This is a genomic window from Herminiimonas fonticola, assembly GCF_040395855.1.
GTDB lineage: Bacteria > Pseudomonadota > Gammaproteobacteria > Burkholderiales > Burkholderiaceae_D > Oxalicibacterium > Oxalicibacterium fonticola_A.
In genome coordinates, this window is record NZ_JBEBPO010000004.1 from 50,759 (window position 1) to 59,642 (window position 8,884).

The 8,884-nt window shown below is 53.1% G+C and carries 8 protein-coding genes; 6 read left to right on the top strand and 2 right to left on the bottom strand.

Features of this window, described 5'->3' with window-relative positions; all coding sequences use genetic code 11:
- The first annotated feature begins 54 nt into the window (after positions 1-54).
- The 3 genes from argH (at position 55) to ABWP27_RS01455 (ending at position 4,055) form a co-directional block, all read left to right on the top strand.
- A complete protein-coding gene (gene argH, locus ABWP27_RS01445) occupies positions 55-1,449 on the top strand; it encodes an argininosuccinate lyase (RefSeq protein WP_353152667.1) in 1,395 nt (464 codons plus the stop codon).
- 311 nt (positions 1,450-1,760) lie between these two features.
- Positions 1,761-2,345 carry a TRAP transporter small permease subunit gene (locus tag ABWP27_RS01450; protein WP_353152669.1) on the top strand — a complete coding sequence of 195 codons (585 nt, stop codon included), beginning with the start codon at positions 1,761-1,763 and terminating at the stop codon, positions 2,343-2,345.
- Positions 2,346-2,360: 15 nt separating this feature from the next.
- Positions 2,361-4,055, top strand: a complete 1,695-nt coding sequence (locus ABWP27_RS01455; protein ID WP_353152671.1) for a TRAP transporter large permease — start codon at positions 2,361-2,363, stop codon at positions 4,053-4,055.
- Positions 4,056-4,218: 163 nt separating this feature from the next.
- On the opposite strand, the gene ABWP27_RS01460 is transcribed toward ABWP27_RS01455, so the two are convergent.
- Complete coding sequence (locus ABWP27_RS01460; RefSeq protein WP_353152673.1) at positions 4,219-5,298, bottom strand: TRAP transporter substrate-binding protein; 1,080 nt, start codon at positions 5,296-5,298, stop codon at positions 4,219-4,221.
- A 176-nt stretch (positions 5,299-5,474) separates the two neighbouring features.
- A complete protein-coding gene (gene pmbA / locus ABWP27_RS01465) occupies positions 5,475-6,839 on the bottom strand; it encodes a metalloprotease PmbA (RefSeq protein WP_353152675.1) in 1,365 nt (454 codons plus the stop codon).
- Positions 6,840-6,925: 86 nt separating this feature from the next.
- Between pmbA and yjgA the strand changes: the two genes are divergently transcribed.
- Genes yjgA through ABWP27_RS01480 form a run of 3 tightly spaced genes read left to right on the top strand, consistent with a single transcriptional unit; the run spans position 6,926 to position 8,833 of the window.
- Positions 6,926-7,516, top strand: coding sequence for a ribosome biogenesis factor YjgA (gene yjgA / locus ABWP27_RS01470; RefSeq protein ID WP_353152677.1), 591 nt, complete (start codon positions 6,926-6,928; stop codon positions 7,514-7,516).
- Positions 7,494-8,114, top strand: a complete 621-nt coding sequence (mog, locus tag ABWP27_RS01475; protein WP_353152679.1) for a molybdopterin adenylyltransferase — start codon at positions 7,494-7,496, stop codon at positions 8,112-8,114. Before yjgA ends, mog begins: the two co-directional genes overlap by 23 nt.
- A 56-nt stretch (positions 8,115-8,170) precedes the next feature.
- The gene (locus ABWP27_RS01480; RefSeq protein ID WP_353152681.1) at positions 8,171-8,833 is read left to right on the top strand and encodes an alpha/beta hydrolase; all 663 of its coding nucleotides are present in this window, start codon (positions 8,171-8,173) and stop codon (positions 8,831-8,833) included.
- Positions 8,834-8,884 lie beyond the last annotated feature (51 nt).

Genomic DNA, 8,884 nt, shown 5'->3' on the forward strand with positions numbered 1-8,884 from the left:
GTGGGATTGCGCGGTTGGGTTGATCTATAATCGCGTATTCATCAGGAACCAATTATGACAGCACAACTCTCCAAAAAAAGCGAAGCCTGGTCGGCCCGCTTCAACGAACCCGTTTCGGATCTCGTCAAGCGCTACACCGCCTCGGTATTTTTCGACAAACGTCTGGCACAGGTCGATATCCAGGGTTCGCTCGCTCATGCGGAGATGCTCGCGCATCAGAATATCATCAGTCAGGAAGACCACGCTGAAATCAAACGCGGCATGACGCAGATTCTGGAAGAAATCACGGCCGGCAAATTCGAATGGCTGCTGGATCTGGAAGACGTTCATCTGAACATAGAAAAACGCCTGACCGAACTGGTAGGCGACGCTGGCAAACGCCTGCATACCGGCCGTTCGCGCAACGATCAGGTCGCCACCGACATCCGCCTGTACGTACGCAGCGAGATCGACAATATCGTCGGCCTGCTGCGTGACTTGCGTCTGGCGCTGCTGGATCTGGCGGAAAAACACGCCGATACCATCCTGCCCGGCTTCACGCACATGCAGGTGGCGCAGCCGATCACGTTCGGCCATCACATGCTGGCTTACGTCGAAATGTTCAGCCGCGATGCAGAGCGCATGCAGGATTGCCGCAAACGCGTCAATCGCCTGCCGCTGGGCGCAGCAGCGCTGGCCGGCACCACCTTCCCTATCGACCGCGAACGCGTGGCAAAAACGCTGGGGTTCGATGATGTCTGCCACAACTCGCTGGATGCTGTTTCAGATCGCGACTTTGCAATCGAATTCTGCGCCGCTGCCGCACTGATCATGACGCACGTGTCGCGCATGTCGGAAGAACTGGTGATCTGGATGAGCCCGCGCGTCGGCTTCATCGACATCGCCGATCGTTTCTGCACCGGCTCGTCGATCATGCCGCAAAAGAAAAACCCCGATGTACCTGAACTGGCACGCGGCAAGACCGGCCGCGTCAATGGTCATCTGATCGCCTTATTGACCCTGATGAAAGGCCAGCCGCTGGCCTACAACAAGGACAATCAGGAAGACAAGGAACCACTATTCGATACGGTCGACACCGTAGTCGATACACTGCGCATCTTCGCCGATATGGCGACTGGCATCACCGTCAAGCCCGATGCGATGCGCGCCGCTGCCTTGCAAGGTTATGCAACCGCTACCGATCTGGCCGACTATCTGGTGAAGAAGGGCCTGCCTTTCCGCGATGCGCATGAAGCAGTTGCGCATGCAGTACGCGCCTGCGTCGATCGCGGCATAGATCTGAGCGATCTGACGCTGGAAGAAATGCAGGTATTTTCCAAACTGATCGAAACCGATATTTTCGAAGTACTGACGCTGGAAGGCTCCGTTGCAGCACGTAATCATGTGGGTGGAACAGCGCCGCAACAGGTACGAGCGGCCATCGCCCGGCATCGCGCCAAGCTGGCTTGATGCAACTTTGATAAATGCTTCATTGAATCTCTGGACTCTAAAAAATCCAGAGATTTTTTTATCCGTTTTTGATCTGTTTGCTAGTTTGTAATTCATTGCAAGCGCATTATTTTTCGACAGGAATCATGCAAGAGCCAGCGATCATTTGACCTATGTAATGTTGGTGTCAGTTAAAGGCTGTATCTTCTCGTTTATGATGATGGGATAGATGTGCGTATCCCAAGAACATAACAAGCAAAAGCTGCTGTACGGGAACAAAAGAGAAAAGCCCAGGCTTATGTTTTATTCAATTTCAATCTGGAGACAAAAGAATGTCTTTTTTACTATCGCTCTCGCGATTCATTGATGACCTCAATGAAAAAATTGGCCACGGCATTAGTTGGGCTTTGCTGCTTGCCGTCATTATCTGCAGCGGCAACGCTGTCGTACGCTATCTTTTCAATATGAGCTCGAACGGCTGGCTGGAAATTCAATGGTATTTGTTTGCTGCCATCTTTTTGCTGGCAACTTCCTACACCTTGCGTCGTAACGAACACGTGCGCATCGATGTCGTCGTTTCTCATTTTTCCAAACGCACGCAAGTCTGGATCGACCTGATCGGCTTCATCGTCTTCCTGATGCCTGCCACCTTGCTGATTTTGTATTACGGCACACCCTATGCCTGGATCTCCATCCAGAATCAGGAAGTATCCAGCAATGCCGGCGGCTTGATCGTATGGCCGGTCAAATTGTTGATCCCGCTCGGCTTTATTCTGCTGGCCTTGCAAGGCATATCGGAAATCATCAAGCGTATCGGCTATCTGAAAGGCCTGGTTCCTGCCAGCGCATTCGAGAAGCAAGCCGCTACCCCGGAAGAAGAAATTGCGGCGATCAAAGCTGCCAATCAAATTAACTGATCGCCAGGAACACTCATGACTGAATTTCTCATTGCGAACATGGCCCCGGTCATGTTCGGCGCACTGGTCGTATTTTTGCTATCCGGTTTTCCGGTTGCCTTTTCTCTCGCCGCCAACGGCTTGTTCTTCGGCCTGGTCGGCATCGAACTCGGTTTGCTGAAACCTGAATTATTGCAAGCTTTGCCGAATCGTATTTTCGGCATCATGTCGAACGACACACTGCTGGCGATTCCATTCTTCACCTTCATGGGGCTGATTCTGGAACGCTCAGGCATGGCCGAGGATTTGCTCGATACCATCGGCCAGTTGTTCGGGCCTTTGCGCGGCGGCGTTGCCTATGCGGTTATCTTCGTCGGCGCCTTGCTGGCGGCAACCACCGGCGTGGTCGCTGCTTCCGTCATTTCGATGGGTCTGATTTCCCTGCCCGTCATGCTGCGTTACGGCTACGATAAAAAGATTGCCACTGGTGTCATTGCTGCATCCGGTACGCTGGCGCAGATCATTCCTCCGTCGCTGGTGCTGATCGTCATGGCCGATCAATTGGGCCGCTCTGTCGGTGATATGTACCAGGCTGCTTTCGGCCCCGGCTTGATGCTGACCGCGATGTACGCCGGTTACGTGCTGATCATCTCGATAGTCAAACCGAAATGGGTACCTGCACTGCCGGTGGAAGCGCGCAATCTGCGCCAACCGGACGGAAAAAGCGGTGTCCTTTCCCTGTTCGTCTTGATCATTGGAGCCGCTGTCGCCTGCTTCGTGATTGAAGAAATCCTGCTGGCCAGCAATCCAAAACTGCATGCCGATGAAGGCATTATTTACGCCGCAACACTGAGTATTGCCGGCGCCTTTCTGGTTGCATACGTCAATCGCAAAATGAAACTGGGCCTGCTGTCGAGGATCGCAGAGCAAGTGGTATTCGTACTGGTACCACCGCTGGCGCTGATTTTCCTGGTGCTCGGCACGATTTTCGTTGGTATTGCCACACCGACTGAAGGTGGCGGCATGGGCGCATTTGGCGCACTGGTGCTGGCATTGATGAACCGCCGCTTGTCGTGGGATTTGCTGAAGCAGGCAATGAACTCGACTTCGCGCCTGTCCTGCTTCGTCATGTTCATCCTGATCGGCTCCAGCGTGTTCGGTCTGATCTTCCGCGGCGTCAATGGCGATCTGTGGGTAGAACATCTGCTGACCTCTCTGCCGGGCGGTACCGCCGGTTTCCTGATCGTGGTCAACATCCTGTTCTTCGGCCTCGCCTTCTTCCTCGACTTCTTTGAACTCGCGTTCATTCTGGTACCGCTGGTAGGTCCGGTCGCAGAAAAAATGGGCATCGACCTGATCTGGTTCGGCGTACTGCTGAGCGTGAACATGCAAACCTCGTTCATGCATCCACCGTTCGGCTTCGCCTTGTTCTATCTGAGATCGGTGGCGCCGAAGGAAGTGAAAACGTCGGATATTTACTGGGGCTCAGTACCGTTTGTCGTGATTCAAGTGATCATGGTCACATTGATCATCGCCTTCCCGAAACTGATCTCGGTCGACAAGAAAACCGATATGCACGAGAAGATCGAACTCCAGATCGATATGGGTGAAGGCCAGGAATATGGTTCACGCGGCGGCATGGATCTGAATTTCTCCGGTGGTGACAGCAAACCTGAAGAAACGACTGAAGAAGCTCCGGCACTGAACTTCTCTGAACCAGACAAGAAGTAAGCAGCTTTTGCTCCTGACAATCCCGCACGATTCGCTCTGCGGGATTTTTTTATGGCTGACACAAGGAGCGATTTCCCCCCTCCACCATTTCTACCGCTTGCCTATTTACAGACGAAAAAAAACCGCAGGGATAAGCCTGCGGTTTTGATAAAACAAGAACTGCTTATTTGCGACCGATCATGAAGTTCTGGATCGGTGCTTCAGCAACCGAAGCCCATTGGTTCTGATCCTGACGGAAACGCTTCCATGGTTCGTAGATCTTCTTGAACTTGGCATTTTTGCTGGCTTCTTCATCCATCGTTTCCACGGCAGCCTTGTAGCAAGCTTCCATGATCGGCTTGGAGAACTGACGCAGCTTGACGCCGTTTTTCAACAAGCGTGCCAATGCGGCCGGGTTGCGTGAATCATATTCCGCTTGCATGACGACGTGCGCTTCATACGATGCTGCTTCGACAGCTGCCTGATATTGCTTAGGCAGTTTTTCCCATTCCTTGATGCCGATGTAGAACGACAGTTGCAGACTTGGTTCCCACCAGCCTGGTGTGTAGTAGAACGGTGCAACCTTGTTGAAGCCGAGTTTTTCGTCATCGTAAGGTCCGATCCATTCTGCTGCATCGATCGTGCCTTTTTCCAGCGCAGGATAGATGTCGCCGCCAGCGATCTGTTGCGGCACGACGCCGAGTTTTTGCATGACGCGACCGGCGAAACCACCGATACGCATTTTCAAACCATTCAGATCTTTTACTTCCTTGATCTCTTTACGGAACCAGCCGCCCATCTGGGTACCGGTATTACCGCCCATAAAGTTGACAATGCCGTAATCCTTGAAGAAAGCACGTGTCAATTCACGACCGCCACCCTGGTCGAACCATGCGGTTTGCTGACGCGAAGTCAGGCCGAAAGGGACGACTGCGTCGAATGCGAATGTAGGATCCTTACCGAAGTAATAGTAAGAAGCCGAGTGACCGATTTCAACTGTACCCGCTTGCACAGCATCCATCACTTGCAATGCCGGAACGATTTCGCCGCCGGCGAAAGGACGGATATTGAATTTACCGTCAGTCAGTTGAGAAACACGTTTGGTGAACACATCGGCTGCACCGTAAATCGTGTCGAGCGATTTTGGGAAACTGGAGGCCAGGCGCCAGTTAATCGTCGGATTGGTTTGTGCAAAAGAAGGCACGGCAACGGCACCTGCCGATGCGCCTACAGCTGCTTTCTTAAGGAATGAACGACGTTCCATTTTGTCTCCTGATTGGTTAACGACAAGACTTCTATCAAACATTTTCATCTTTAAAGAGGATGAAAATGCATAATAAAAATGAGGTTGTAAGTGTTATGTAAGCAGCGCGAAGTAGAAAATATTTTGCAGCTTTACACTCTAAACAACTGTCATAACCATACTACGAAAACGTCGTATTAACCACCAGCAACCACCATATTTTCAATCAATATCGAACCCGTGTTTTTCGTCCCGCGCACCAGCGTATCGGCGCCGATTGCAACTACCTGCATGAAAATATCTTTCATGTTGCCGGCAATCGTGATTTCTTCCACCGGGTACTGAATCACGCCCTTTTCCACCCAGAAGCCCGAGGCACCGCGCGAATAATCGCCCGTTACATAATTCACACCCTGGCCCATCAATTCAGTCACCAATAAACCGGTGTCGAGTTTTTTCAGCATGGCTTTGAAATCGTCAGTCGATTTCGTCAACGAAGAACTCATCGTCAGATTATGCGAGCCGCCGGCATTCCCGGTGGTCTGCATGCCGAGCTTGCGTGCGGAATAAGTCGATAGAAAATATCCCTGCACCACGCCGTCTTTCACCACATCGCGACGGCTGGTTTTAACGCCTTCTTCATCGAACGGCGAGGAACCGACTGCGCCGATGACATGCGGATCTTCGGTAATTTGCACATGCGATGCGAATGCAGATTTGCCGAGCGAATCGAGCAGGAAGGTGGATTTGCGATACAGCGCACCACCAGACACTGCCTGCACGAATGCGCCGAGCAGGCCGGCCGCCAGCGGCGCTTCAAACAGAACCGGGCATTTGCGCGTATCGAGCTTGCGTGCATTCAGGCGTGCCAGTGCGCGTTGCGCGGCATAACGTCCGATGGCTTCCGGTGCTGCCAGCTTGGCTGGATCCCGCATCGACGAATACCAGTCGTCGCGTTGCATATTGCTGCCTTTGCCGGCAATCGGCGCGACCGAAATGGTGTGACGCGAGTAGGGATAACCACCGATAAAGCCGCGCGAATTGGCGGACACAAAATGCGATTGCTGGGCGTAGACGCTGGCGCCTTCGCTGTTGGTGATCCGCTTGTCGACGGCAAAGGCAGCCGCTTCACCGCGCTTCGCCAGCTCGACTGCTTCTTCCGTCGAAATCAGCCATGGATAACACAATTGCAAGTCGCGTGGATTGCGTTCCAGCATGTCTTCATCCGGCAAGCCGGCGCAATCGTCTTCTGCCGTGAATCTGGCAATGTTGTACGCCGCTTCGACCGTATCCTTCAATGCCTGTTGCGAGAAATCCGAGGTGCTCGCATTACCGCGCCGGATATGGCGCTCTTCGCCCAGATAAACCGTGACGCCCATGCCCTTGTCTTTGTTCTGTTCTATCGTTTCCACGCCACCCTTGCGTACTGAAACCGACAAACCGCTGCCTTCACTGATCTCGACAGCTGCATTGGATGCGCCTTTTTCCTTTGCGTAACGCAAAACATCCTGTGCAAGTTGCTTTAACTGATCTTGACTATGTATAAACACTGAATCGCTCATGGGGGTCGTTTTCTTCGGGAATGCGTATAAAACAGTTATGATAGCAGTCGTTTACAGAATGGCTACGCGCCTTATCAATTCCCATCATGCCAAATCCAAATCGAGGCTCCTGCGGCTTCCAGTCCACCGAATTCGAGCAGGAATACGAGCGCCCATCCAAATCCGAACTCAAACGCCAGATGACCGCCTTGCAAAAGCTGGGGGCTGAACTGATTGCCGAACCGCGCGACCGCGTCAAACGCGTGCCTATGCCGGAAGATGTGCGCGAGGCCATCCTCGAATGCCAGTTGATCAAGGATCACGAAGGACGCCGTCGCCAGTTGCAATATGTAGGCAAAAAAATGCGTTCGCTGGAAGAACACGAAATCGCTGCCATCCAGAAAATGCTCGACAGCTGGAAAGGTGCATCCAAGTCCGAAACAGCAGCCTTGCATGCGATCGAACGCAAGCGCGACAAACTGCTGGCCGACGACAAGGCCTTGACTGTTTTACTGGAAGAAAACCCGCAACTGGATGCACAACAACTGCGCACCCTGATCCGCAATGCACGCAAGGAACAAGCCGAAAGCAAACCGCCGAAAGCGTATCGCGAAATTTTCCAGATTTTGAAATCCCTGCAAGCTCCGGCTGCACAACCAACGGATGACGAAGACGATGCCGAAGAAGACGAATCCTGATGAATTGAAAATCGGCCTGGTGTCGATTTCTGACCGCGCCTCCAGCGGTGTATATGAAGACCAGGGCATCCCTGCCTTGCAAGCCTGGTTCACCGCTGCACTCAGTAGCGCATGGACAATGGAAACCCGCCTGATCCCGGATGAACAGGCGGCAATTGAAAAAGCGCTGATTGAACTGGTCGACGTTGAGCACTGCGATCTGGTGATCACCACCGGCGGCACCGGCCCGGCCCGACGCGACGTAACGCCCGAAGCCACCATCGCTGTCGGCACCAAGGAAATGCCCGGCTTTGGCGAACAGATGCGCCAGATCAGCCTGCACTTCGTTCCGACCGCGATCCTGTCACGGCAAGTAACGGTCATCCGCGAGACCACCGACCACGCGGCACTGATCATGAACCTGCCCGGCCAGCCGAAATCCATCAAGGAAACGCTGGAAGGCTTGAAAGATGCAGACGGCAAGCAACTCGTAGGCGGCATCTTTGCAGCGGTGCCTTATTGCATAGACCTGATGGGCGGCCCTTACGTTGAAACCAATGAAGCCATCTGCAAGGCATGGCGTCCCAAGCATGCAATCCGTCCGCCTGCTGCAAAATAAAACTACTCGATCACTTTTAAATCAACTTTCCTTTTTCCGTAATTTCATTCCTGATCATGACTCTGAAAACCGTCGAACTCGCCACCGCCCCCAACCCTACCGTTTCCATCATCTGGATGCATGGCCTGGGTGCCGACGGCAATGACTTCGTTCCTATCGTCAAGGAACTGGACCTGACAGGCTGCCCTGGCATCCGCTTCGTGTTCCCGCATGCACCGATGCTGGAAGTCACCATCAACGGCGGCCGCATGATGCCGGCCTGGTATGACATTTCGGCGACTGAATTTGGTCGCGACGACGATGAAAAAAGCGTGCGCGATTCACAAGCCGACATCAATGCATTGATCGCCCGTGAAAAGGAACGCGGCATCGCCGCCGATAAAATCCTGATCGCCGGTTTCTCGCAAGGTTGCGCAATGACCTTCCAGACCGCACTGCGTCACCCGGAAAAACTCGGCGGCCTGCTGTGCCTGTCCGGTTATCTGCCGCTGGAAGATTCGTTTGAAGCAGAACGCAGCGCCGCCAACCAGCACACACCCATCTACTACTGCCATGGTCGCGACGATCAGGTGATTCCCATCAAGCGCGCGCAGCAATCGCTGGCCTTGCTGCAAAAGCATGGCTACGACGTTGAATGGCATGAGTACGACATGCCGCATTCGGTGTGCATGGAAGAGATCATTGATATCAGCAACTTCCTGAAGCGCGTATTGGCTTGAGATTTTTTATTTGATTGATGATGAAAGACGCGCTTGACGCGTCTTTTTTTT

What these genes read in the sequence shown, in the direction of transcription:
- argH (WP_353152667.1), top strand. Translation starts at nt 55, where the DNA reads ATGACAGCACAACTCTCCAAAAAAAGCGAAGCCTGGTCGGCCCGCTTC.
- ABWP27_RS01450 (WP_353152669.1), top strand. Translation starts at nt 1,761, where the DNA reads ATGTCTTTTTTACTATCGCTCTCGCGATTCATTGATGACCTCAATGAA.
- ABWP27_RS01455 (WP_353152671.1), top strand. Translation starts at nt 2,361, where the DNA reads ATGACTGAATTTCTCATTGCGAACATGGCCCCGGTCATGTTCGGCGCA.
- ABWP27_RS01460 (WP_353152673.1), bottom strand. Translation starts at nt 5,298, where the DNA reads ATGGAACGTCGTTCATTCCTTAAGAAAGCAGCTGTAGGCGCATCGGCA.
- pmbA (WP_353152675.1), bottom strand. Translation starts at nt 6,839, where the DNA reads ATGAGCGATTCAGTGTTTATACATAGTCAAGATCAGTTAAAGCAACTT.
- yjgA (WP_353152677.1), top strand. Translation starts at nt 6,926, where the DNA reads ATGCCAAATCCAAATCGAGGCTCCTGCGGCTTCCAGTCCACCGAATTC.
- mog (WP_353152679.1), top strand. Translation starts at nt 7,494, where the DNA reads ATGCCGAAGAAGACGAATCCTGATGAATTGAAAATCGGCCTGGTGTCG.
- ABWP27_RS01480 (WP_353152681.1), top strand. Translation starts at nt 8,171, where the DNA reads ATGACTCTGAAAACCGTCGAACTCGCCACCGCCCCCAACCCTACCGTT.